Source organism: Pseudomonas sp. G11, from assembly GCF_029457515.1.
GTDB classification, from domain to species: Bacteria; Pseudomonadota; Gammaproteobacteria; order Pseudomonadales; family Pseudomonadaceae; genus Aquipseudomonas; species Aquipseudomonas gorinensis.
The window spans coordinates 7547633-7572645 of the sequence record NZ_CP120377.1; the positions used below are offsets into that span (position 1 = coordinate 7547633).

Sequence of the window (25013 nt, forward strand, 5' to 3'; positions counted from 1 at the left end):
AAAGGAATGCGTCGGCGACGGCTTGCAGGGGGCAGTGGAGAAACCAGTGCGGGGCCGAATGTACCACCTGAGTTTCGGAGCGTCTAGCCCTGTTTCACGAAAAAGCCCCGCGATTTGCGGGGCTTTTTGCTGACGCTTAGATGTGCGCGTCGAGGAAAGCTTGCAACTGGGACTTCGACAGCGCGCCTACTTTGGTCGCTTCGATGTTGCCGTCCTTGAACAGCATCAGGGTCGGGATACCACGCACGCCGTGCTTGGCCGGGGTTTCCTGGTTGTCGTCGATGTTCAGCTTGGCAATGGTCAGCTTGCCTTCGTAGGTGGTCGCAATGTCGTCCAGGACTGGAGCGATCATTTTGCAAGGGCCGCACCATTCAGCCCAGTAGTCAACCAGCACCGGGCCAGCAGCCTTGAGTACTTCGGCCTCAAAGGTCGCGTCGGTGACGTGCTTGATAAGATCGCTGCTCATGGATGTCTCCGGATTGTAAGCAAAAAAAACGTTGCCCATCATAGCTGCCCTTCCCCCGTTCAGGAAGCCGTCTCTGATTGAGTCTTGCTATGGTGGTGCATGAGTTTGGGTATGGGCCCAACTCAGGGCGTTACGGGAGTCACAAAGGCAATGCCAGTACGCAATGCCGCGTTGCGCACGTGTTCCTGCATGGTTTTTTGTGCCGCTGCACTGGCGCGACGGGCCAGGGCACGCAGGATTCGACGGTGCTCCTGCCAGGTTTCCATGGCCCGCTCCGGCCGGATGAACGGTAGTTTCTGGCTCTCCAGAAACACCTCGGCGCTGGCGCTGAGTATGCTCACCATCGCCTGATTGCCGCTGGCCAGGAGGATGCGCTGGTGAAATTCGAAGTCCAGTCGGGCGGCAGCTTCGAAGTCTCCGGCCTTGAGCACTTTGCGCATGGCCTCGACATTATCTTCAAGGCTATCCAGCTCATCGAGGGTCAATGTCACTGCCGCCAAACCCGCCGCAAACCCCTCCAGCGCGTAGCGCAACTGGAAGATATCCAGCGGCGTGGCCTGGGCCGCGAAGGGCCAGGCAAATCCCGGCGACTCTTGTACCTCCTGCACAAACACGCCCTTGCCTGGCTGCACACTGACTACGCCCAAAGCACTGAGGGACGACAATGCCTCGCGCAAAGACGCCCGGCTCACGCCCAACTGCACTGCCAAGTCGCGCTGGGATGGCAATGCATCACCCGGCCCGAAGCCCTGCTCCTTGATCAGTTTACGGATGGCCTGCAGGGCCGCTTCCGGTACGGCTTGGGCGATGGAATTCATAAAAAACTCAAGGTTCCAGACAACTGAGCGGCTAGTTGTAAAGCTATTCGCAGCCGGCGGCAAGCTACGCCCCAAAGGGGCTCGCCAGGTTTTGTCGACGCCCGAAAAGGGTGCGAAATGCCTGCCAACTGTTCAGACCAGTAAGACCACTTAAACTCAACAAATCCGAGCGTTGCAGGCCATTGCGACGGTCATGGCATGGGCTGTGCACTGGGCAAATCCAGAAATTCCCTTCGCCCTTCTCGGAGAGTTGCCATGACCAAGCGCTACAGCGCCCTGCTCACTGCCCTGTTTGCCAGCCTGATGCTGAGCCAGGCACCCGCCCAGGCCAACGGTCTGGACGACATCGTCGCCCGTGGCACCCTCAAGGTCGCCGTGCCCCAGGACTTCCCGCCATTCGGTTCGGTCGGCCCCGACATGAAACCACGCGGCCTGGATATCGACACCGCCAAGCTGCTGGCCGACCAACTCAAGGTCAAGCTGGAACTGACGCCGGTCAACAGCACCAACCGCATTCCGTTCCTCACCACCGGCAAGGTCGACCTGGTGATCTCCAGCCTGGGCAAGAACCCCGAGCGTGAAAAGGTCATCGACTTCTCCAAGGCCTACGCCCCCTTCTACCTGGCGGTGTTCGGCCCGCCTGACGCCCCCATCGCCAGCACTGACGACCTCAAGGGCAAGACCATCAGCGTGACTCGTGGCGCCATCGAAGACATCGAGCTGACCGCCGTCGCCCCCAAAGAGGCAACCATCAAGCGCTTCGAAGATAACAACTCGACCATCGCCGCCTACCTGGCCGGCCAAGTCGACCTGATCGCAAGCGGCAACGTGGTGATGGTAGCGATCAGCGAGCGCAACCCGAAACGCGTGCCCGCGCTGAAAGTGAAGCTCAAGGATTCGCCGGTGTACGTGGGCGTGAACAAGAACGAGCCGGCGTTGCTGGAGAAGGTCAACCAGATCCTGGTCGCGGCCAAGGCGGACGGCAGCCTGGAAAAGAACGCGATGCAGTGGCTCAAAGAACCACTGCCTGCTGACCTCTGAAGCGGAGCTGATTGATGGCCTATCAATTCGACTTTGTGCCGGTGCTGGCCAATACCGACCTGCTGTTGCGCGGTGCCCTGTTCACCCTTGAGCTGACCGCTATCGGCGCGATCCTGGGGGTCGCCCTGGGCACCGTGGGGGCCGTGGTGCGGGCGTGGAAAATCCAGCCATTGGCCTGGTTCTTTGGGGTGTATGTCGAGTTGATCCGCAACACGCCGTTCCTGGTGCAGTTGTTCTTTATCTTCTTCGGCCTGCCGTCCCTGGGGTTGAAGATTACCGAGTGGCAAGCCGCCGTGCTGGCGATGGTGATCAACCTGGGGGCCTACTCCACCGAAATCATCCGCGCCGGTATCCAGGCCATCCCGCGCGGGCAACTGGAGGCCGCCGCAGCGCTGGCGATGACACGCTTCGAAGCATTCCGCCATGTGGTGCTGCTACCGGCGCTGGGCAAGGTGTGGCCGGCCTTGAGCAGCCAGATCATCATTGTGATGCTCGGCTCGGCGGTGTGTTCGCAGATCGCCACCGAGGAACTGAGCTTTGCCGCCAACTTTATCCAGTCGCGTAACTTCCGCGCGTTTGAAACCTATGCCCTGACCACCCTGGTGTACCTGTGCATGGCGTTGATGATTCGCCAGTTGCTCAACTGGATTGGCCGCCGCTTCGTGATGAGGAACAGTCGATGAGTGATTTTTCCTTCTGGGACATCGTTCGCAACCTGGCCACCGGGCTGCAGTGGACATTGTTGTTGTCGTTGGTGGCGTTTGTCGGCGGTGGCCTGATCGGCTTGCTGGTGATGACGATGCGCATCAGCCGCAAGGCTTTCCCGCGTAATGTCGCGCGCACCTACATCGAACTGTTCCAGGGCACGCCGCTGTTGATGCAACTGTTCCTGGTGTTTTTCGGCATCGCCCTGCTTGGCGTGGATATCTCGCCCTGGCTGGCCGCGGCGATTGCCTTGACGCTGTTCACCAGCGCCTACCTCGCCGAAATCTGGCGTGGCTGTGTCGACTCCATCGCCCACGGGCAGTGGGAAGCCTCGGCCAGCCTGGCCCTCAACCCATTTGAGCAACTGCGCTACGTGATCCTGCCCCAGGCCCTGCGAATTGCCGTGGCGCCCACCGTGGGCTTCTCGGTGCAGGTGGTCAAAGGCACCGCAGTGACCTCGATCATCGGCTTCACCGAATTGACCAAGACCGGCGGCATGCTCGCCAATGCCACTTTCGAGCCCTTTATGGTCTACGGCCTGGTGGCCCTCGGTTACTTCCTGCTCTGCTACCCCTTGTCCCTCAGTGCGCGCTACCTGGAAAGGAGACTGCATGCCTCTGCTTAGAATTTCCGCCCTGCATAAGTATTACGGCGATCACCACGTACTCAAGGGCATAGACCTGACGGTTGAAGAAGGCCAGGTGGTGGCGATCATCGGCCGCAGCGGCTCGGGTAAATCCACTTTACTGCGAACCCTCAATGGCCTGGAATCGATCAACGACGGCGTGATTGAAGTTGACGGCGAATACCTCGACGCCGCCCGTGCCGACCTGCGCAGCCTTCGGCAGAAAGTGGGCATGGTGTTCCAGCAGTTCAACCTGTTCCCGCACCTTACGGTGGGCGAAAACGTCATGCTTGCGCCACAGGTCGTACAAAAAGTGCCCAAAGCCAAGGCGACACAATTGGCGCGGCAGATGCTGGAACGCGTTGGCCTGGGCGAGAAGTTCGACGCCTTTCCCGATCGCCTTTCAGGCGGCCAGCAGCAACGCGTTGCCATCGCTCGTGCGCTGGCGATGTCGCCCAAGGTGCTGCTGTGCGATGAAATCACTTCGGCGCTGGACCCGGAACTGGTCAACGAAGTCCTCAGTGTGGTTCGCCAGTTGGCCAAGGACGGCATGACCCTGATCATGGTGACCCACGAAATGCGCTTTGCCCGGGAAGTCGGGGATAAGCTGGTGTTCATGCACCAGGGCAAGGTGCATGAAGTCGGTGATCCCAAGGTGCTGTTTGCAAACCCTCAGACTGCCGAGCTCGCGAATTTCATCGGCACTACCGAGGCCTCCGCCTGACCCGTCAGCCTCCTGGCACCAGCTCGAATCGTCCATTGCCCTCCAGCGTGGTTTTATCGCGAACGGCAATGGCCGCACTCGACAGCCAGGTGTCGACCTGCACCTGCGCTGAAAAGGTACGCCCGGTGGCAGGCAACCCACCTGCCAACACAACCAGCACCTGCCCTGGGCGCAGGGCCCCGCCTCGCTCGGCGTGGTTGTACAACTGCGCCAGCTCCACGGGCTTCCCATCCAGCAGGGGATGCTGGAGGGTCAGGTTGAAATAGTCTTGCCGACCAAACCTGTAGCCCTCAGCGTTGGCGGGCGTACCGTCAAAACGCAGCGCAATCACGGTTGCCCCAGGGCACACCACATTCAAACGCACTGTGCGCTTGCCCATGGAAACGGCCTGGCTGGCCGACTGCCCGTCACTTCGCAGCAGGCCATAGTCAACCAGCGGCTGGCTCAAGGACAAACGACAAGCCGCACTGGCCTCACCCGCCAGCAACAGCCCCGCCAGCAGCACACCAGCACGCTTCAAGGCGCCAGCCCTAGCGGCAGGTCGCCGAAGCGGCTTCATAAAATTGGCCATCATTCGTTTGCTCCGCGAGGTCGAGTTTCAGTACGCAAGAAGTCGCATTCGACGAGGATACTTTCAGGGTTTTCAACGCGTCGGCATTACTCAGGAAAATCATGCCGTCACCCACTACCGTGGTCAGGAAAGTATTGTCAGCTCCAAGGACCGCAGCGCCCTGGGGCAAAGGGTTACCCCACGAGTCGGTGGCACGCAGCAGCACTCGTCGCACCTTCACCACATCGAAGTTGACCTGACTGAACGAACCTCGCCCTGCCTCCAGGGTCCGGGTGCCATTCTTGATATCCACTTGTTTCGGCAAGCTTTTGCCTTCGACTTCCAACTGGCTGGTTTGATAGGCCGGCAAGGCGGCAATGACCGCATTGCCCCATGGGTCGGTCCATACGGGGCCTTGCGGCGTGGTAATCCGTGCGCCAGGGATATCGCCGACCGAGACCACGCCAAACGTGTCCTCGACAGGGTAAGGCGATAGCGTGACGCCTTCCGAGTGAGCAACCACACCGCCTTGCACCTGTCCGCTGTAGCTGGTGTTGTAAGAATCGCGGTTGATTCCCAGGCCCACCTGGGCATAGCGGGATGTCGTATTGAGCGTTGCGCCCAGTGTGTTTCCAGCAGGTTCACCCAGCTCATGATCACTGCGGACCTGGTAGTTCAGCGTTTCATCGACGCGCTCGTCATAGGCGGTACCGATGCTGGATCGCAGGCCCTGGCGGCGGGCATACGTACTCAGGGAACGATCGCCACCCAAGGGCACGCTGACCTGCAAGCGCACACCTACGCCGTCGTCGTTTCGGCCCTTGTCCTTTGCCTGGCTGGATTGGCCTACTTGCGAGTCCACCGTCACGCCCACGTTGGCGTACAAGAAGTTCTTGTTCCATGAGCCATAGACGTGTTCGGAAGTGCGGCTGTTGAAATGCGATCCACGCGTATAGCCGATAGAGAAGCCACCGAATAGCGGGTCTGCCCAACTGAAACCCGCGGTGTACTGGTTCTTGAAGCGCGAGCCTTCATGCCCTTCACGGGATACGGCATCGAGTACGTCCCGGTAACCCTGCGTCTGGGTCGTGGCGCTCAACGCCATCTGCACATCCCAGGGCAATGCAGCGCCTACGGAAATACTGCTTCGGGCGCCCTGCACTTTTTTCGAATGGTCTCGAGACAGGTTATTACGCACCCCGACGGAAAAGCGCTGGGAGAAATTACTGTCCAGCGCCCATCCCAACGAGTTATAGCCTTCAGTGGCCTGCACACCTGCGCTGAGCGCGCTGTTCCTGCCCACCGCCCAAGTGCCACTCCCCATGGCCATCAAGGGCTCCCTGGCGCCTCGCCGCTCGACATCGCGAATCTTGCCCACCGACGCGGCGTAGCCCGACTTGACGGGCACTGCCGCACGAAACGAGGCGGCGGGTACCACAAAGCTGCGCTGGCCACCGCGAGTGTCAATGACGGTGACGTTAAGATCGCTGGTGCCATTGAGCAAGGGCAGGTTCTTCAAGGCGAAAGGCCCCTCTGGCACCACTGTTGTGTAGATCAGGGCACCGGACTGCCTCACCTCGACCCGTGATTGGCTAAGAGCCTGCCCTTCCACCAGGACGCCTGCGTTGGCCGCACGGTTTTCTATACCGTCAGGGAACAGCTGTGCCCCCATCAGTTGCACGCCACCAAACACAGGACTGGTTCCAGAAACCTGTCCGACTTGGAATGTAGAAGCCAGCGGCGCAAAGTCGCGCTGTGCATAGGCGTACAGATGCTCGGACGTGGTGTTACGGTCGTTGGCGATGTAGAGCTGGCGACTGCGGGCAATCCAGTCGCCCAGGTTGAAACCCACCTCGGTGGAGGCGGACATATAACGGTTGGTGTCTGCTCGCGAGTGACTATTGACTGCCTGAATGTCGTAATTGAGCAGTGCGGCGGTGCCCCCCCGAGCGTAGCTGCCGGAACCTCGCTGACCATCGTGCAGCGCGTCCGTGGGCACCACTAACGCCACTTCTTCACTTCCAGGACGCAGGGTCGTGACCGTCTTGGGGTACTCGGCCCGAAAATCATGGCAGGCGTGATCAGCGGCGGCCCCCTTGTCAATCACCGAGGAAGGCACACGCAGGCCTGCGCGCTCCAGCAAGGCACGGGTAAAACACAATTCGCCCTCGCTATCGAAGCGTGCATCCGTCAAGCCAATACGTTCACCATTCACGGTCAGGTCTACGACCCTCAGGCCCTCGCTAAAACGCGGGGCGCTACGGAAATACTGGGCAACCGAAGGGCTGATGCCACGCGCCTGCAACGTCGCCAGATCAAAACCCGCGATGGTCGATGTCGGTGCCGCATAAGACCCCGTCGCCACACCCGACATCATCACTACACACACCGACAGGCTCAGGCCATTGACGCTGAACAGCGGCTGGGGTGTTTGTTTTTCACGTGAACGACTACGAACCGTGCCGGTGACTCCGTTGATATCACTCATGGCGGATTACGGTGCGTTCGCTACGAGCAACGCTTCGTAGCTATCGACGGAAAAACCATACACGGTGGCAGGTTCGAGGGTGACGGAGGTCGCCCCTGGTGCCGCTGTCTTCAACTCCACGCTCAATACTTCGCCCGGCAGGATGTAGGTACGGGGAAGGCTGGTGCTGATTTTCTGCGGATTGAGCCGTACTTCAGCCGCCAAACGAACCACATAGGGGCTGTCGTTACGCACACTCAAGGTTTTGTTCCGGAGTTGCCATGCCAGCAACTCCCAGGGTGCCTCGTGCCGCGGCAGTCCCTTCGGATGCAGGATCAGCGGCAGATTCTGTCGAAGGCTGATACCGATGGTTGCGCCCGAACCGGGTTGAGCCTGGGGAATGCCTTCGAAGGAAACGCGCTTCAACCGCTGGGTCTTGAGCGGTTCCTTGGCGGTTATCAGGAACCTCACCATTTGCCGCTCACCACCATCGACCCGTGCAACCGGCGGGGTCAACACCACCAGGGGCTCAAGATCTTCTGGAATATCCTCGATGGTCGAATGCAGCAACGCGGGTCGGGCATCCGTATTTGTCACATTGATGCTGGCCTCCCCATCGGCCTCATTCAAAACGACGACAGTGGTTTCAGGTTGCATGCCATCGCCCACCGCCACGCTGCATAAAAGAAAGTTGAAGCATACAAACAACGAAAGGAGAGCCTTTGCCTTTGACACTATTATCATTTGTTCTTCCCTTCATTTAACGAGCATCAAAACGATTGGTGCAACTTCCAGCACGCCACGCAAGAGCACCGATTTGCCCTGACCACACCCACTACCCCTTAGAGATAGCGCAACTCCAAAGTCGCGAGACCGTCCAACCTGGCCACATCCTTAAAATTCAATTCGGAGGTTTTATTGATGACGGCTTGAAACTGTAGATCTCCAGAAATAACAGTAAGCCGCACAGGCGCCATTGTTCCTGAATACCAGCTGGTTAAATGTCCCCCCTGCCCCAGCGCACCCTCACCCCCCACCCAGCGTCCTTGACCGTCCCCATAAAGAGGCAAAACAGGCCTTCCGTCAGCGGTGGAATTAAGCAATTGCATTATGTAACCACCAATCTTTTGATTCGCCGCGGTCAACCCAAGCCCGAAATTGAAGCGATCAGTAACCGGATGATCGAACTGACGCCTCATCATGTCCGGAATTTTACTGGCGACGCGATTATCTACAGCGGTCACAGCCAACTGGGTTCCAGAAGAGCACTTAATGTTATAAGGCGTACTTTTCGCTTCCAGCGTGGTGTAGTTTGTAGCGCTTAATAGTTGAGGGTCAATGGTGCCATAATCGATGACCGCATTGACCAATGTGAAGCTGCAACTTGCAGGCACAATAAAGCCCTTTACACGCACATCAATAGCCTGGGCATTAAAACCTGCGACAACCAGAAATATGCCCATCATCACTGCAACTATTTTTTTCATACAATTTACCGCTCATAAGACTGTCTGTTGCAGGTTTTGTAGTCCTGCCCCAATCACGCCTCTCTGACAGGTAATGAAATCCAATACTGTTAAAGGGAACGTTCACGAGACAGGAACCTGTAGCAGGTGGGCACACGTCTTAGAGGTAGCGCAGCTCCAGTGTGGCCTGACCATCCAGGCTTACCCGGCTACTCAAGTCGAGCTCGGACGTTTTATTGATGACGGCCTGGACTTCCAGGTTTCCGGAAAGGGTATTGAGTTGAATAGGGGTAGCGGTGCCCGAGTACCACGAGGCAACATTGGAAACGAGCCCCAAGGCTTGGCCACCCGCCGACCAACTTGCACCATTATTGGTGGAGGTCAGAACGCCGACCGCTTTACCATCCGCTACCGAATTGCGCAGGTGAACAACATAGCCGCCAACCTTCTGATTTTTGGAATTAACGCCCAGGCCGTAGTTGTAAGTATCCGTGTAGCTACTACCGAACTGAGACACCATCAAGTTAGGGATGCGGGTACTGGCACGGTTATCGACTGCCTTGATGCCCACTTTGGCCTTGGCGTGAGATCCGCACCTTATTGCATACGGCGTGCTTTTCTTTGCGAGCTTGGTGTAATTTGTTGCACTCAGTGTATTCGGATCAATACTGCCATAATCAATAACCGAGTTAGTAATAGTAAAGCTGCAGCTGGGAGGAGCAATGGATCCTTTTACGCGTAGATCTGCCGCTTGAGCTGTCAAGCCAGCAACAGCCAAAAATACACCTGCGAATATTGCTATATTCTTCTTCATCTAAAGCGCACCTTAATCAAGAATTAGAGGGTGTATCAATAAAGATCAAAAAGCTCCTCATGCGCGCCCGGCGACGACGCCTACCAATATCTTCTTCCTGAAACGCTGACCGATAGATCAATAACACCACGGCACAATCGCCGGTCGGAAGTATCAACGCTTCACATCGGCGATAAAGCCGGAAAAAATATCAATTTCCGTAAGAACCATCAGCCGCGTAACGCGAAACCTTCAACCAGAGCCGTACGAATAAAAGCGCCACCAATAAGGTACAAAGATAAATCAAGTAGGACTTAGCCAATAAATCAGTAAATTCACGGGTAGCGGAACATGTCTTACAGCGGCTATCCGCCTTGCAATACAATATTTATGAACATTTCTTACATCCCTTACTCAATTGCCCTACCGAGCACGCAGCAAAAATCCCCTGGCACTACGCGTTGGCTCCAGCGGTCGATCGTGGCACGATGGTCAGGTTATCGACCGAGACCCCCAAACCATGCCGCAATCCCAAGCCAAGAATCTGTCCCTGATCGCCGCCATCGACCTGGGCTCCAACAGTTTTCACATGGTCGTGGCCAAGGCCCAGAACGGCGAGATCCGCATCCTTGAGCGGCTCGGCGAGAAAGTACAACTGGCAGCCGGGATCGACGATGAGCGCCAGCTCAATGAAGAATCCATGCAACGCGGCCTCGACTGCCTCAAGCGTTTTGCCCAACTGATCAACGGCATGCCCCAGGGCGCCGTGCGCATCGTCGGCACCAACGCTTTGCGCGAAGCACGCAACCGTGGCGAATTCATCCGCCGCGCCGAGGAGATCCTCGGGCACCCAGTAGAAGTCATCTCCGGCCGTGAGGAAGCCCGCCTGATCTACCTCGGCGTGTCCCACACCCTGGCCGATACCCCCGGCAAGCGCCTGGTGGCCGACATCGGCGGCGGCAGTACCGAATTCATCATCGGCCAGCGCTTCGAACCGTTACTGCGCGAAAGCCTGCAGATGGGCTGCGTCAGTTATACCCAGCGTTATTTCAAGGACGGCAAGATTACCCCGGCGCGCTATGCCCAGGCCTACACGGCGGCACGCCTGGAAATCATGAGCATCGAGCACGCCCTGCACCGCTTGACCTGGGATGAGGCTATCGGCTCTTCAGGCACCATTCGCGCCATCGGCCTGGCCTTGAAGGCCGGTGGCCATGGTACCGGCGAGGTCAATGCCGAGGGCCTGGCCTGGCTCAAGCGCAAGCTGTTCAAGCTGGGGGATGCCGAGAAAATCGACTTCGATGGCATCAAGCCGGACCGTCGCACCATCTTCCCCGCCGGCCTGGCGATCCTCGAAGCGATCTTCGACGCCCTCGAACTGCAACGCATGGACCACTGTGACGGCGCTCTGCGCGAAGGCGTGCTGTACGACCTGCTGGGCCGTCATCACCATGAGGACGTGCGTGAGCGCACCCTCAGTTCGTTGATGGAGCGTTATCACGTCGACCTTGAACAAGCGGCACGCGTGGAGCGCAAGGCCCTGCATGCCTTCGACCAGGTGGCCGAGGACTGGGATCTGGAAGACGGTGTATGGCGCGAGCTGCTCGGCTGGGCGGCCAAGGTGCATGAGGTGGGCCTGGACATTGCCCACTACCATTACCATAAGCACGGCGCCTACTTGATCGAGCACTCCGACCTGGCCGGCTTCTCCCGGGAAGACCAGCAGATGCTTGCGCTGCTGGTGCGCGGCCATCGCCGCAATATCCCCAAGGACAAATTCGCCGAGTTCGGCGATGAAGGCATCAAGCTGATTCGCCTGTGTGTGCTGCTGCGTTTTGCAATCCTGTTCCACCACATCCGTGGCACCCAGGAAATGCCCCAGGTGACCCTGCGCGCCAACGGCGACAGCCTGGACGTGGTGTTCCCGAAAGGCTGGCTGGACGAAAACCAGCTGACCCAGGCGGACTTCGCCCAGGAAGCGGAATGGCTGACACGGGTGGGTTTCAGCCTGAACCTGCGCTGAGCCGATCCAAGACACACCGCAAACCAAATCTGGGAGGGGCGCACCGCCCCTCCCACATTGGCTCGCGTAAGACACTTCGCTCTTCCCCCCGTCACCACTCGTACAGACCTGTCAAATATGACAGTTGCGAACGCCTGCCGATCAGTTTTTACTCACACTCACCCCCTCGCGTAACAGGCAGTAACGCCAAGGGCCAACAGACCGTCTCGTTCCAGGGAAGGGCACACTATGAAATTATCAGCGATCACGCTTACAGGCCTAGGCCTCTGGACAGCTGGCCTGAGCATTGCTCATGCAGCCACATGGACACCTTTCTCCGCAACCGTAGGTGCACAATGCGCGCCGGTCGACATCAACGATAGTGGCACGACCGTGGGCAACTGCAAGCCGGCCAGCGCCACCGCCAACAACATCCCATGGGTGGCCGACGGCTCCGCACACGGCCCCCAAACGGCACTGCCCCCTCTGGCGAGCGGGCAACCCTGCAGCGTTTGGGTAGTGTCCAACAATGGGAAAGTGGCGGGCAATTGCAGGGACGCCAGCAATTCCCACTTCGCAGTGGTGTGGGACGCCGCGTCTCCCGGAACGGCGCCCACCAAGCTGGATTCGCTACCCGCTACATTGTTAATCCCCCTGCTACGCCCCAAAGATGTCGCGACCGAAAGCGTTGCGATCAATGACCAAGGCGACGTGGCGGGTTCAAGCTTCGATGCCGATAGCCGGGGAACCGTAGTGTTTTATGCCTCCGGCAGCGGGACACCTGAACGCGTGTCCGGCTGGGGGGACAATTGCACCGTCGCAGATATCAACCGGCCCACCACCGGCACCCCGCAAATCGCGCTCAATTGCCCGAACAATGCAGGTAATACCACCCCGCGAGTCGCGGAAAAAACCGGACTATCCTACAACCTGACTGACTTGGCCCTGCCCACTGGGGCTAGTTACTGTACGGTCAGCAGCGCCACTAACACTGCAAGGTTTGTGGGGACATGCATTTATCCAAACTCGTCAGTAAACGTGGCGAAAAGTGCCTTCTGGAGCAGCAAGAATGCCATGCCCCTGGTACTGAACTTGTCCTCGGGCTCAAAAAACATGGCCATCGATATCAACGAGGAAGGCCTGGTGCTGGTGTCCCAGAACACCGCAGATGGGCGATACCAGTACATGACCTGGGTACCCTCCGTGCTCCCTATCCCGGTCATCACGATCATCCCTCTTCCGAGTGGAAGCGTATGGGGCGAAGCCGGTGCGATTTCCAGCAGTACTGTCGTTGGGTTGAACATCCTTACCAGCGACCAATACTCACAGGGTTGCACCTGGACACCGACGGCAGGAACGGTATGCCTGCCGTCGATTGGCGGCGGCAAAAACAACCAGGTGACGGTCATTTCCAAAAATGGAACGTACATAGCCGGAGTGGTCATGGACAGCACACAAACCGTTGTTGCTGTAACGACGCGGCTCCCCTGAAAAGCAGGTTTGCGGGACATCAATAGCCATCGCGGCGCTGCATGCACTGAAAGAAGGAGTTGCACTTATGAAATGCAGAATGGTTGTCAGCGGCCTCCTGTGTCTATGGGCCGTCAGTCAAATCACAATGCCGCCATCTGCTGAAGCCGGGCGTTGGTTCTTCGGTAGATACTATGCAAAAGGAGGCTATGTAGGAGGAGGATGGTATATCCCTCTATTCCCTCCAGGGAATAGTGACTCGAACATAGCAGGAGACTCGAACCCAGGGCCTGGCACTTCGGTCACTGAGCACACCGCACCTAACCCTGCCGTCTGTAAGGGTGGATACCGATGGGGGCGAGTAACCCCTGACGACTTCATCACAAAAATCTATTGCTAAGTCCTTAACCAAAGCATCGAGGGCGACTGACAGCTAGCCAACAACATCGAAAAAACCGCGGGGCCTTTCGCCCCCGTCTTCCATCTTCGCTGTTTGAGGGCATTCCCTAAGCCCGAGTACCGCCTCAGTTCACCGACAGAATCGGGCTACCCAACCTCTCCAACAACGTCGCCTGCGCGCTGCGTGGGTTCTGGTTGCCAGTTGGCGTATTACGCACATAGCGCCCGTCCGACTGCAGTTACGGGACATCAATAGCCATCGCGGCGCTGCATGCACCGAAAGAAGGAGTTGCACTTATGAAATGCAGAATGGTTGTCAGCGGCCTCCTGTGTCTATGGGCCGTCAGTCAAATCACAATGCCGCCATCTGCTGAAGCCGGGAGTTGGCACGGCGGTGGACTCAATACGGGAGGAGAATTGAATTCCCGTCAATGGGGTAGTGTTTGGAGAAGCGACCTGAGCGTGCCCCTTTGGACATTGGGCCCAACGCAAATAACCCTGCGGCCTGTAAGGGTGGGCGACTGACAGCTCGCCAACAACATCGAAAAAAAAGCGGGGGCTTTCGCCCCCGTCTTCTATCTTCACTGTTTGAGGGCATTCCCTAAGCCCGAATACCGCCTCAGTTCACCGACAGAATCGGGCTACCCAACCTCTCCAGCAATGTCGCCTGCGCGCTGCGCGGGTTCTGGTTGCCGGTTGGCGTATTGCGCACATAGCGCCCGTCCGACTGCAGGCTCCAGCTGTGGGTGTTGTCGGTCAGATAGCTTTCCAACTCTTTCTTGACCCGCATGATCAACTTCTTGCCTTCCACCGGGAAGCAGGTCTCCACGCGCTTGTCGAGGTTGCGCTCCATCCAGTCGGCGCTGGAGAGGAACATCTGCTCTTCGCCGCCGTTGAGGAAGTAGAACACCCGCGTGTGCTCCAGGAAGCGGCCGATGATCGAGCGCACATGGATATTGTGCGAGACGCCGGCAATGCCTGGGCGCAGGCAGCACATGCCACGCACCACCAGGTCGATGCGCACGCCGGACTGGCTGGCCTTGTACAGCGCGCGGATGATCTTCGGATCGGTCAGCGAGTTGAACTTGGCGATGATATGCGCCGGCTTGCCTTCGAGGGCGAACTGGGTCTCGCGGGCAATCATGTCGAGCATGCCCTTCTTCAGGGTGAACGGCGCGTGCAGCAGCTTCTTCATGCGCAAAGTCTTGCCCATGCCGATCAACTGGCTGAACAACTTGCCGACGTCCTCACACAGGGCGTCATCGGAGGTCAGCAAGCTGTAGTCGGTGTAGAGTTTGGCGTTGCCGGCATGGTAGTTACCGGTACCCAGGTGCGCGTAACGCACGATCTCGCCGGCTTCGCGGCGCAGGATCAGCATCATCTTGGCGTGGGTCTTGAAGCCCACCACGCCGTAGATCACCACCGCACCGGCCGCTTGCAGGCGGCTGGCCAGTTGCAGGTTGGACTCTTCGTCGAACCGCGCACGCAGCTCGATCACTGCCGTGACCTCCTTGCCGTTACGCGCCGCATCGACCAACGCATCGACGATTTCCGAGTTGGCGCCGCTGCGGTACAGGGTCTGGCGTACGGCCAATACATGCGGGTCCTTGGCGGCCTGGCGCAGCAGGTCGACCACCGGGGTGAAGGACTCGAACGGGTGCAGCAGCAGGATGTCCTGCTTGCTCACGACGCTGAAGATGTTCTCGCTGTTTTGCAGCAGTTTCGGGATCTGCGGCGTGAACGGCGTGTATTGCAGCTCTGGATGACTGTCCAGGCCAGTGATGCTGAACAGGCGCGTCAGGTTGACCGGGCCGTTGACCTGGTATAGCTCGCTCTCGCCCAGGTTGAACTGTTTGAGCAAGTAGTCCGAGAGGTGCTTCGGACAGGTGTCGGCCACTTCCAGGCGCACCGCATCGCCGTAGCGCCGCGAGAACAACTCACCGCGCAGGGCACGGGCCAAGTCTTCGACGTCTTCGGAATCCAGCGCCAGGTCCGCGTTGCGGGTCAGGCGGAACTGGTAGCAGCCCTTGACCTTCATGCCCTGGAACAGGTCATCGGCGTGGGCGTGGATCATCGACGACAGGAACACATAGTTATCGCCAGCGCCCCCTACCTCTTCCGGTACCTTGATGATCCGTGGCAACAGGCGCGGTGCCGGGATGATCGCCAGGCCGGAATCGCGACCGAACGCGTCGATACCTTCAAGCTCAACGATGAAGTTCAGGCTCTTGTTCACCAGCAACGGGAACGGGTGCGTCGGGTCGAGGCCGATGGGCGTGATGATCGGTGCGATTTCGTCACGGAAGTAGCGGCGCACCCAGGTCTTGATCTTGGTGGTCCAGTGACGACGACGGATAAAGCGGACCTGATGTTTTTCCAGTTCCGGCAGCAGGATGTCGTTGAGGATCGCGTACTGGCGATCGACATGCCCGTGCACCAGCTCACTGATGCGCGCCAGCGCCTGGTGTGGCTGCAGGCCGTCGGCACCGGCTTGTTCACGGGCGAAGGTGATCTGCTTCTTGAGGCCGGCGACGCGGATTTCGAAGAACTCGTCCAGGTTGCTGGAGAAGATCAGCAGGAATTTCAGCCGTTCCAACAATGGGTAGGACTCATCCAGCGCCTGCTCCAGCACGCGGATGTTGAATTGCAGTTGTGACAGCTCACGGTGGATGTACAGGCTGCTGTCATCCAGGTTGGTCACCACCGCCACCGGTGCCGGCGCGGGCACGGGCGCTTCGGCGACCGCAACGGGCGGGGCCGGCTCCAGCTCCGGCGGGGTCTCGGCGATTTGTTCAACCACCGGGTGAGCGTCTTTTACGGCAACTTCGGAGAGTCCTTCGGTATTCATCGAGTGTTCCTGTGAGGGCTATTGTTGCTCTCTAAGCAATTGGGCAGCGCGGGCAGCGAAGTAGGTCAGGATGCCATCAGCACCCGCACGTTTAAAGGCAGTCAGGGATTCGAGGATCACCCCTTCGCTCAACCAACCATTCTGGATCGCGGCCATGTGCATGGCGTATTCACCGCTGACCTGATAGACAAAGGTCGGCACCTTGAATTCCTCTTTGACCCGGTAAAGGATGTCCAGGTAGGGCATCCCGGGCTTGACCATCACCATGTCGGCACCTTCGGCCAGGTCGGCCGCCACTTCGTGCAGGGCCTCATGGCTGTTGGCCGGGTCCATCTGGTACGAGGCTTTGTTCGCCTTGCCCAGGTTCAGTGCCGAGCCCACCGCATCGCGGAACGGGCCATAGTAGGCACTGGCATATTTGGCCGAGTAGGCCATGATCCGTACATTGACGTGGCCGGCCAGTTCCAGGGCTTCGCGAATCGCCTGGATGCGACCGTCCATCATGTCCGACGGGGCGACCACCTGGGCGCCGGCTGCGGCGTGAGACAAGGCCTGCTTGACCAGCGCGTCAACGGTGATGTCGTTCTGAACATAGCCGTCTTCGTCAAGGATGCCATCCTGCCCGTGGGTGGTGAACGGGTCCAGGGCCACGTCGGTGATCACCCCCAGCTCCGGGAACCGTTTGCGCAAGGCGCGGGTGGCGCGCTGGGCAATACCGTCCGGGTTCCAGGCTTCGGCAGCGTCGAGGGACTTGAGTTCAGACGGGGTCACCGGGAACAGCGCCAACGCCGGAATACCCAGCGCCACCCAGTTCGCGGCTTCTTCGAGCAGCAGATCAATGGTCAAGCGCTCTACCCCAGGCATCGATGCCACCGCTTCCCGACGATTCTCACCGTCGAGCACGAACACCGGCAGGATCAGATCGTTCGTCGTCAGCACGTTTTCACGAACCAGGCGGCGAGAGAAATCATCACGGCGATTGCGACGCAGACGAGTGGCAGGGAACAGGCGATTGGCAGGGGTAAAGCTCACGACAGACTCCTGAGCCCGTGTTTACGGGCGAGCGTTGCAGTTATAAGCGGCCATTATGACGAAGGAATGACAGTTGTGCTTATCGATGCGACCTGTAGTCGCATTCGTCGTTTCTGTAGGAAATGTTCACTTCGTGACACATCTCGATACTTTCATGAATGATCACGAAGGCGTAGGCTGCGCGTTCATTTCGCCAGCACCCAGACCATGCTTCAACAATTTCTGCATGACTTCGGCTACTTTGCCCTGTTCCTAGGCACGTTCTTCGAAGGTGAGACCATCCTGGTACTCGCAGGCTTCCTGGCGTTCCGTGGATACATGGATATCAACCTGGTGGTCGTCGTTGCCTTTTTTGGCAGCTACGCCGGCGACCAGTTGTGGTACTTCCTGGGGCGCAAGCACGGCCGCAAACTGTTGGCGCGCAAGCCGCGCTGGCAATTGATGGGCGATAAGGCCCTGGAACATATCCGCAAGCACCCGGACATCTGGGTGCTGAGCTTCCGGTTCGTCTACGGCTTGCGTACGGTGATGCCGGTGGCGATTGGCTTGTCAGGCTACCCGCCGGCCCGCTACCTGATCCTCAATGGGATAGGCGCAGCCGTCTGGGCCGCCGCGCTCGGGGCCGCGGCCTATCACTTCGGCGCGGTGCTGGAAGGCATGCTGGGCAGCGTCAAGAAGTACGAGCTGTGGGTGCTGGGCGCATTATTGCTGTTGGGCCTCGGCCTGTGGCTGCGCCGCCGCTTCAAGAACGCACGCATCACCCGCCAGGCGTGCGCCGACGCCAAGGCCCGACTGGCCGAACAGCAACAGGCCGAGCCCGCTAAAGTCGATGCGCCTAAGACGCCAATCGAGTAAGCCGGCCTCTGCAGCAGTAGAGGCCGATCACACTGAGCAAGCTGTAACTGAGCAGCCCCAGCCAGCCCAGGTGGCTGGCCGGCCATAGCCCCAGCAGCGGCGCCAGCCACACCAAGGGCACGTTCAGCGCCAGGCGCACCAGCTCCGCCTTCAACGCCCATGGGCGATTCTCCAGGGCCACGCCCAACGTAAACAGGCCCAGCGCCATTGCACTCCAGCCCAGGATCAGTGCGGCCGTGGGCAAACCTTCGCCGAAATTCATCAAGTAGCTGCCAAACCCCACATACGCCGCAAATTGCAGGGCGATATAGACCTGCTGGCGCGCGTCCAGCGGCACGTCGAATTTACGGAACTGGCTCAGGTCTGGCTTGGCCAACGGGTATTTGGCCTTCACGTCCGCCGGGCGCCAGCCGGTACGCATGAACCAGATGCGCAGCTTGTCCCACCAGCGTTCGGTGCGTCGCGCATCACTCCACAACTGCGCATAGAACTGCAGGTTGGCCCACAGCGGATTCCAACTGGCCAAAGGCGTGGTCACGCCGAAAATCACCGGCTCGTTGTCGTCTTCTTCCTGGAAGGTGCCGAACAGCCGGTCCCAAATAATGAACACCCCGCCGTAGTTGCGATCCATGTAGAGAGCGTTCTGTGCATGGTGGGCCCGATGATTGGATGGCGTGACGAAGAACCACTCGAACCAGCCAAGCTTGGGCACATGGCGGGTGTGAACCCAGAATTGGTACAACAGGTTGAGCGAAGCCACGCTGATAAACACCACCAGCGGCACGCCAAGCACGGCCAGGGGCAGGTAGAAGATCCAGCTCAGCAGAAAGCCGGTGCTGGTCTGGCGCAGGGCGGTGCTGAGGTTGTAGTCCTCGCTCTGGTGATGCACCGAATGGGCGGCCCACAGGATATTGCGTTCATGCCCCATGCGGTGCAGCCAGTAGTAGCAGAAGTCGTAGAACACAAAAGCGAACACCCAGGTCCAGGCACTCTGGGCAGGCAACTCGATAAGTGCCAGGTGCTTGAGGGCGAACGCATAGGTCAGCAGCCCCACGCCCTTGGTCAACAAGCCCGTGGTGGTAGACAGCACGCCGGTGCTGAGGCTGTTGATGGCATCCGCCACCCGGTAGTTACGCTGGCTGCGCCAACGATCGGCCAGCAACTCAACCACGATCAAGGCGATGAAAAACGGTACCGCGTAAGGCACGAAGTCCATGGGCTAGTCCGGTCTATTTTTGTTACATCAAGATTAGGTGCTGCGGCGAGAGTTCCCATTGGCAACAGATGACAAATTAGTAGACATTTAACGCCAAGACCCCAGGAGAAATGCCCATGAGCAAAAAGATTGCAGTGATCCTTTCCGGCTGCGGCGTGTATGACGGCGCAGAGATTCACGAAAGCGTGATCACCTTGCTGCGCCTGGACCAGCGCGGTGCTCAGGTCCAATGTTTTGCCCCGGATATTGCGCAACTGCATGTGATCAATCACCTGACGGGCGAAGAAATGCCTGAATCGCGCAATGTGCTGGTGGAGTCGGCACGCATTGCCCGGGGCAACGTGAAGGACATCCGTGACGCCAACGCCGAAGACTTCGACGCGTTGATCGTGCCTGGCGGGTTTGGCGCGGCGAAAAACCTGTCGAACTTCGCCGTCGAAGGTGCCGGTTGCAGTATCAACCCGCAGGTCTTGGCACTCGCCGAAGCCTTTGCCGAAGCGGGCAAGCCGATAGGTTTGATCTGCATCTCGCCGGCCCTGGCGGCGAAGATCTATGGCCCGGGCGTCACCTGCACCATCGGCAACGATGCCGACACCGCGGCCGCCATGGACAAGATGGGCGCCACCCACCAGGAATGCGGGGTTGAAGACATTGTCGAGGACAAGGCGCGCAAGCTGGTGAGCACCCCGGCCTACATGCTCGGCAAGAACATCAGCGAGGTCGCGTCAGGCATCAACAAGCTGGTGGACCGAGTGCTGGAGCTGACGCACGAAAACGATTAGTCGCGATGAATAGGCTTCTGTGAGGTGGACGCTTGCTGAACGAGCAAACAGTAACCTGTGGCGAGCGGGCTTGCCCCGCGTTGGGCTGCGCAGCAGCCCCAATCAGAACGCTGCAGTGTGCCAGGCTGCTCCGGGGCTGTGTTTTGGGGCTGCTGCGCAGCCCAACGCGGGGCAAGCCCGCTCGCCACAACAAGCCCCCTTGCCACAACAAGCTCACTCTCGACAACAAGCTCACTCTCCACAGCAAGCGCCTTCTCCACAACGCTCAATCTCCACAGGATCAGGTCTGGCGCATCAACCGCGTCAGTATCCTGTCGAGTGCGTTGGCAAACGCCTGCTTGTCCTTTTCCCCATGGGGCGGCGGGCCGCCGCCCATCTGGCCCTGCTCGCGCAGATCGGTGAACAGGTTGCGTACCGCCAACCGTTCACTCATGTTTTGCGGGCTGAATTCCTTGCCCCGTGGATCAAGGGCTGTAACCCCCTTCTTCACCAGGCGATCAGCCAGGGGGACATCGCTACAGATCACCAATTCGCCGGGCACTGCGTGCTCCACCAGGTAATCATCCGCCGCGTCCGGGCCGCTGGGTACCACGATCAGCTTCACGCAGGCAAAGCTCGGCTTGATCTGGCTCTGCCCCGCCACCAGCACCACCTCGAACTGACGCTTGAGGGCAAATTTCACCACCTGATCCTTGGCGGCCCGAGGGCAGGCATCGGCATCGATCCACACGCGCATGGTCATGCCGCCAATCGGCGCTTGTCAGCCACACGGCTGCGGCTGTACAGCACCACAATTGCCAGGATCGCCACCACCTGTGCACTCAGCGAGTAGGCATCGGCGTGGATACCCAGCCAATCGAAGTCAAAGAACGCCACTGGCCGCGTGCCGAAAATGCCCGCTTCCTGCAACGCCTTCACGCCATGCCCGGCGAACACCACCGACAGCGCGCACAACAGGGCGGCGTTGATACCGAAGAACAGCGCCAATGGCAGCTTCGCCGAACCGCGCAGGATCACCCACGCCAGGCCCACCAGCAGCACCAGCGCCGTGGCACCACCCGCCAACACAGCGTTGTGCCCGGCCGGGCCGGCTTGCAGCCACAGGGTTTCGTAGAACAGGATCACCTCGAACAGTTCGCGGTACACCGAGAAGAACGCCAGCACCGCAAAGCCAAACCGCCCACCGCCGCCCACCAGGCTGCTCTTGATGTAGTCCTGCCAGGCTGCCGCGTGGCGCCGGTCGTGCATCCACACGCCAAGCCACAGCACCATGACGCTGGCGAACAGCGCCGTGCAGCCTTCGAGCAATTCGCGCTGTGCACCGCTGACGTCAATCACATACGCCGCCAACGCCCAGGTCGCGAGGCCGGCCAACAACGCCAGGCCCCAGCCAATATTGACGCTGCGCACCGCCGATTGCTGGCCGGTATTGCGCAGGAAGGCGAGGATCGCCGCCAGCACCAGAATCGCTTCCAACCCTTCACGCAACAGGATCAACAGCCCGGAAATAAAGCTCAGCGACCAACTCAAACCGTCGCCACCCAGTAAACCGGCAGACTCGGTGAGCTTGCCCTTGGCCACGTCCAGACGCTGCTGCACCTGTTCGATCGGCAAGCCATCCTGCAACGACTGCCGATAGGCCATCAGGGCCTTTTCGGTGTCCTTGCGTACAGTGGCGTTGACGTTATCCAGGGAGCTTTCCACCAGCTCGAAGCCTTCCAGGTACGCCGCGACCGACAAGTCGTAGGCCTGTTCACGATCACCGTTGCGGAACGCGGCAAGGCTCTTGTCCAAGGTCGCGGCGGTGTAGTCGAGCAACTGCGCCGGGCCACGCTTGACCTGCGGCGGTTGCGCGCGCTGGGCCCGGAACGTTGCGGCAGCGGCCGGACCGGCACTGGCCAGCACTTCATTGGGTGTCTGACGGGCGAGGTCGGCAAGGTTGAAGGGGTGTTCGCTTTTGGCTGCGGCCGGATCGGCTGTAAAGCCTGCGATGTAAGTGGCCAGGTCCCAACGCTGGCGATCGTCCAGTTGGTCGGCGAAGGACGGCATGTCCGTGCCTTCGACGCCCAGGCCAAGGGTGTTGTAGATCGCATACAGGCTCAGGCGGTCCAGGCGTACAGCATTTCGCAGGTTCGCCGGAGGTGGCGTCATGCCCACGCTCGCCGGGCCATCACCGGTACCCGCCGTGCCGTGGCAGACCGAACAGTGCTGTGCATAGAGCGGTGCACCTCGCGTTGGGTCAGGGGTGATTGCCGGGGCCTGGCTGACTTCATACGCCACCGCGAGCTTGGCGCCCAACTGACGGGCCTGGCGGGCCACGGTCGCGCCATCCTGACGAGCCGTCACGGCCGCCTGTAATTCATCCACACCCTTTACCAGCTCGGCGTGCTCGGGTTTCGACGGCAAGTCCGCGACCAGGCCCTGCAAAACCCCAAGAAACTCCACCTGCTCACGGTATTCCGACTCATCAACGACTTTGCCCGCCGCCACTGTCGGAGGGTAGTCCGCGCCAATGTAATCCAGCAAATGCAGGGCTTTTTGCGCGCCTTCAGGACTCGCGGCCAACAGGTTGAAGCTGCACGACATCAACGCCGGCAACACCAGCCAGGCGAGAACACGGAAGGGGGCAGTCATGAATGAATCTCAAGGGGAAATACGAAGTAACACATTGTTGAGGTTTATGCGCTTTGACTCAAGGCGTATATGATTCGCCGAGCAGAAGAAGAACCGAGCCTTTTGAAAAGCCATGATGGCTTTTTGTCGATTAGATCACGGCAAAAAGCCATTGTTTTGCCATTAATGACGCCTATAATGCCGCGCCCTGTTATCGCGAAAGGGAATTTTGCTCCTCGTTTTTATGAGGAATTAGTAGGACGCGCCGTGCATCCTGCGATTGGTGATTCGAGCCGACCAGCACCTCGGCTGATTACGTTCAGGGAAGAAGCTTGCCATGGCATTTCGCGCCTTAACCCCGCTAGCGCTCGCGGCGGTCACCGTGTTGTCCGGTTGCTCGATGTTTCGTAGCTACGATTCCGAGCTGCAAGCCACCAATCAGCAGTTGGCCACGGGCAATGTCGACGCCGCCCTGACCCTGCTGGAAAAGAACAACACCGGCGAAGACAAGGACCTGCTCTATTTCTTTGAAAAAGGGGAATTGCTGCGGGCCAGGGGCGACCTGACTGGCAGCCAGACCGCCTGGCGCAGCGCCGACCTGCAAGTCTACAAATGGGAAGAGTCGGTCAAGTTCGACAGCGAAAAGTACCTTTCCCAATTCGGCAGTTTCCTGGTCAACGACAAAGTGCGTCGCTATGAAGGCTATGACTACGAAAAAGTCATGCTGACCACCCAGATGGCCCTGAACCTGCTGGCCCTGAATGACTTCGACGGCGCGCGCACCGAGATCAAGAAGACCCACGAACGCGAAGCCGTGATCGCCGACCTGCGCGACAAGGAGTACCTCAAGCGCGAAGACGAAGCCGAGCGCCAGGGCGTGACCACCCAGATCAAGGACCTGCGCGGCTATCCGGTGCAAGCCCTGGACGCTCCCGAAGTGGTCGGCCTGAAGAACAGCTACCAGAGTGCGTTCAGCCATTACCTCGCCGGGTTCGTCTACGAAGCCCTGGGTGAAAAAGACCTGGCCGCACCGGGTTATCGCAAGGCGGCCGAGTTGCGCCCCAATACCCCGCTGCTGGAACAGGCCTTGCTGGACCTGGATAAATCCAAGGTCGGCGCCGATGAAACCGACGTGCTGATCGTGGTCCAAAGCGGCCTGGCACCGGCCCGCGATTCGATCCGCCTGCCCTTGCCGATACCGATCAACGGCAACCTGGTGATCACCCCACTGTCGTTCCCGGTGATCAAGGCAGACACCTCCACTCCGGCCTTCGCCCAAATCGGTGTCGACGGGCGGCAGCAGAACCTCACCGCGCTCAACAGCACCACCGCGATGTCCCGTCGCGCACTGCGTGACGACATGCCGGGAATCATCCTGCGCACCACCGTGCGCGCGATCAGCCGTGGCGTGGCGCAAAACAACCTGAACAAGACCAACCCCATGGCGGGCCTGGTGCTGGGTATTGCTTCGGCCGTGGCCGAAGGCGCCGACACCCGGACCTGGCGCACCTTGCCGGATATGACCCAAGTCACGCGCCTGCGCCTCAAGCATGGCGAGCACCAGGTCAGCCTGCCCAACGCCTTGGGTGGCACGCTGGTGACGATCAAGGCCGATCAGCGCTACCAGGTGATCACCCTGCGCGTAGTCGGCAACCAGGTGTTCGCCGGCGGCCTCGCGGCCCATGTGGTCCCGAGCACTCAACCCCAGGCTATCGCCACCCTCAAACAACCCTAAGGAGCGCGCTATGCGTCATTTCATCCTCGGCGCCTTGGCGCTGGTCCTGCTCGCCGGCTGCGCGACCCCGCCGCCCCCGGCACCCGGCAGTGCCGCCAGCAAGATCGTGGTGATGGGCAAGTTCAAGGGCATCGCCGTCGGTGCCATCCGCGTCGCCCGCGAGAACGGTTTTCTAACGGCCAAGGTGCAGTTGAGCAACATCACCAGCAGCAACCAGATGATGTATTACCGCTTCGCCTGGCTGGGCGCCGACGGTTTCCCGGTAGGCGATGAAGAGACCTGGAAGGTGCTGAATCTGTACGCCAACCAGGCCACGTTCCTGCCGGCCATCGCCAATTTGCCCCAGGCGGCGGACTTCCGTCTTGAAGTGAAGACGCCTTGAAGCCCTCCTCCCTCCGCTTACAGA

General features: G+C 59.6%; 22 protein-coding genes. 10 read left to right on the forward strand and 12 right to left on the reverse strand.

All coding sequences use genetic code 11. The features are described 5' to 3' along the window. Positions 1-136 precede the first annotated feature (136 nt). Together trxA and P2T68_RS34840 are read right to left on the reverse strand one after the other, a co-directional pair. Positions 137-466 (reverse strand): thioredoxin TrxA, encoded by a 330-nt coding sequence (gene trxA / locus P2T68_RS34835; protein WP_024078019.1) that lies wholly within the window; start codon positions 464-466, stop codon positions 137-139. 122 nt (positions 467-588) lie between these two features. Continuing rightward, complete coding sequence (locus P2T68_RS34840; RefSeq protein WP_024078020.1) at positions 589-1284, reverse strand: FCD domain-containing protein; 696 nt, start codon at positions 1282-1284, stop codon at positions 589-591. Between the two features lie 255 nt (positions 1285-1539). Between P2T68_RS34840 and P2T68_RS34845 the strand changes: the two genes are divergently transcribed. The 4 genes from P2T68_RS34845 to P2T68_RS34860 are packed head-to-tail and all read left to right on the forward strand — an operon-like array spanning position 1540 to position 4379. Further along, positions 1540-2325, forward strand: coding sequence for a transporter substrate-binding domain-containing protein (locus tag P2T68_RS34845; protein WP_024078021.1), 786 nt, complete (start codon positions 1540-1542; stop codon positions 2323-2325). Between the two features lie 14 nt (positions 2326-2339). Beyond that, positions 2340-3008: an amino acid ABC transporter permease gene (locus tag P2T68_RS34850; protein ID WP_277378881.1), complete on the forward strand. Its 669-nt coding sequence runs from the start codon at positions 2340-2342 to the stop codon at positions 3006-3008. Next, the gene (locus P2T68_RS34855) at positions 3005-3655 is read left to right on the forward strand and encodes an amino acid ABC transporter permease (RefSeq protein WP_024078023.1); all 651 of its coding nucleotides are present in this window, start codon (positions 3005-3007) and stop codon (positions 3653-3655) included. The genes P2T68_RS34850 and P2T68_RS34855 overlap by 4 nt, the downstream gene beginning before the upstream one ends. Beyond that, positions 3642-4379 carry an amino acid ABC transporter ATP-binding protein gene (locus P2T68_RS34860; RefSeq protein ID WP_024078024.1) on the forward strand — a complete coding sequence of 246 codons (738 nt, stop codon included), beginning with the start codon at positions 3642-3644 and terminating at the stop codon, positions 4377-4379. Before P2T68_RS34855 ends, P2T68_RS34860 begins: the two co-directional genes overlap by 14 nt. 4 nt (positions 4380-4383) lie before the next feature. On the opposite strand, the gene P2T68_RS34865 is transcribed toward P2T68_RS34860, so the two are convergent. The 5 genes from P2T68_RS34865 to P2T68_RS34885 form a co-directional block, all read right to left on the reverse strand. After that, on the reverse strand, positions 4384-4899 hold the full coding sequence (locus P2T68_RS34865) for a hypothetical protein (protein ID WP_158244166.1): 516 nt from the start codon (positions 4897-4899) through the stop codon (positions 4384-4386). A 10-nt stretch (positions 4900-4909) separates the two neighbouring features. Next, complete coding sequence (locus P2T68_RS34870) at positions 4910-7417, reverse strand: fimbria/pilus outer membrane usher protein (RefSeq protein WP_227496830.1); 2508 nt, start codon at positions 7415-7417, stop codon at positions 4910-4912. Positions 7418-7423: 6 nt separating this feature from the next. Next, complete coding sequence (locus tag P2T68_RS34875; RefSeq protein ID WP_024078027.1) at positions 7424-8140, reverse strand: fimbria/pilus chaperone family protein; 717 nt, start codon at positions 8138-8140, stop codon at positions 7424-7426. Positions 8141-8238: 98 nt separating this feature from the next. Then, positions 8239-8883: a DUF1120 domain-containing protein gene (locus tag P2T68_RS34880; protein WP_277378882.1), complete on the reverse strand. Its 645-nt coding sequence runs from the start codon at positions 8881-8883 to the stop codon at positions 8239-8241. Positions 8884-9022: 139 nt separating this feature from the next. Then, positions 9023-9676 carry a DUF1120 domain-containing protein gene (locus tag P2T68_RS34885; RefSeq protein ID WP_024078029.1) on the reverse strand — a complete coding sequence of 218 codons (654 nt, stop codon included), beginning with the start codon at positions 9674-9676 and terminating at the stop codon, positions 9023-9025. 499 nt (positions 9677-10175) lie between these two features. On the opposite strand from P2T68_RS34885, the gene ppx reads away from it, so the two are divergent. Beyond that, the gene (ppx, locus tag P2T68_RS34890; RefSeq protein WP_069077252.1) at positions 10176-11678 is read left to right on the forward strand and encodes an exopolyphosphatase; all 1503 of its coding nucleotides are present in this window, start codon (positions 10176-10178) and stop codon (positions 11676-11678) included. A gap of 228 nt (positions 11679-11906) precedes the next feature. After that, complete coding sequence (locus P2T68_RS34895; protein ID WP_024078031.1) at positions 11907-13148, forward strand: hypothetical protein; 1242 nt, start codon at positions 11907-11909, stop codon at positions 13146-13148. A 997-nt stretch (positions 13149-14145) separates the two neighbouring features. Here the strand turns inward: P2T68_RS34895 and ppk1 are convergent. Continuing rightward, positions 14146-16374, reverse strand: coding sequence for a polyphosphate kinase 1 (gene ppk1 / locus P2T68_RS34900; RefSeq protein ID WP_024078032.1), 2229 nt, complete (start codon positions 16372-16374; stop codon positions 14146-14148). A gap of 18 nt (positions 16375-16392) precedes the next feature. Continuing rightward, positions 16393-17406, reverse strand: coding sequence for a porphobilinogen synthase (hemB, locus tag P2T68_RS34905; RefSeq protein WP_069077254.1), 1014 nt, complete (start codon positions 17404-17406; stop codon positions 16393-16395). A gap of 207 nt (positions 17407-17613) precedes the next feature. Here hemB and P2T68_RS34910 point away from each other — a divergent pair, with 207 nt between their 5' ends. After that, on the forward strand, positions 17614-18261 hold the full coding sequence (locus P2T68_RS34910; RefSeq protein WP_024078034.1) for a DedA family protein: 648 nt from the start codon (positions 17614-17616) through the stop codon (positions 18259-18261). Here the strand turns inward: P2T68_RS34910 and P2T68_RS34915 are convergent. Then, positions 18242-19477 carry a sterol desaturase family protein gene (locus P2T68_RS34915; protein WP_024078035.1) on the reverse strand — a complete coding sequence of 412 codons (1236 nt, stop codon included), beginning with the start codon at positions 19475-19477 and terminating at the stop codon, positions 18242-18244. The genes P2T68_RS34910 and P2T68_RS34915 overlap by 20 nt on opposite strands. 116 nt (positions 19478-19593) lie before the next feature. Between P2T68_RS34915 and elbB the strand changes: the two genes are divergently transcribed. Further along, positions 19594-20259, forward strand: coding sequence for an isoprenoid biosynthesis glyoxalase ElbB (elbB, locus tag P2T68_RS34920; protein WP_041161052.1), 666 nt, complete (start codon positions 19594-19596; stop codon positions 20257-20259). A gap of 280 nt (positions 20260-20539) precedes the next feature. Here the strand turns inward: elbB and P2T68_RS34925 are convergent, their stop codons facing one another. Both P2T68_RS34925 and P2T68_RS34930 read right to left on the reverse strand, forming a co-directional pair. Continuing rightward, complete coding sequence (locus P2T68_RS34925; protein ID WP_024078037.1) at positions 20540-20995, reverse strand: YaiI/YqxD family protein; 456 nt, start codon at positions 20993-20995, stop codon at positions 20540-20542. A gap of 2 nt (positions 20996-20997) precedes the next feature. Continuing rightward, positions 20998-22893, reverse strand: a complete 1896-nt coding sequence (locus P2T68_RS34930) for an FTR1 family protein (protein ID WP_150054581.1) — start codon at positions 22891-22893, stop codon at positions 20998-21000. A gap of 316 nt (positions 22894-23209) precedes the next feature. Here P2T68_RS34930 and P2T68_RS34935 point away from each other — a divergent pair, with 316 nt between their 5' ends. Together P2T68_RS34935 and P2T68_RS34940 are read left to right on the forward strand one after the other, a co-directional pair. Then, positions 23210-24607 (forward strand): hypothetical protein, encoded by a 1398-nt coding sequence (locus P2T68_RS34935; protein WP_069077257.1) that lies wholly within the window; start codon positions 23210-23212, stop codon positions 24605-24607. A 10-nt stretch (positions 24608-24617) separates the two neighbouring features. After that, entirely contained in the window at positions 24618-24989 is a 372-nt protein-coding gene (locus tag P2T68_RS34940; protein WP_024078040.1) for a YcfL family protein, read from the forward strand. Positions 24990-25013: the final 24 nt, after the last annotated feature.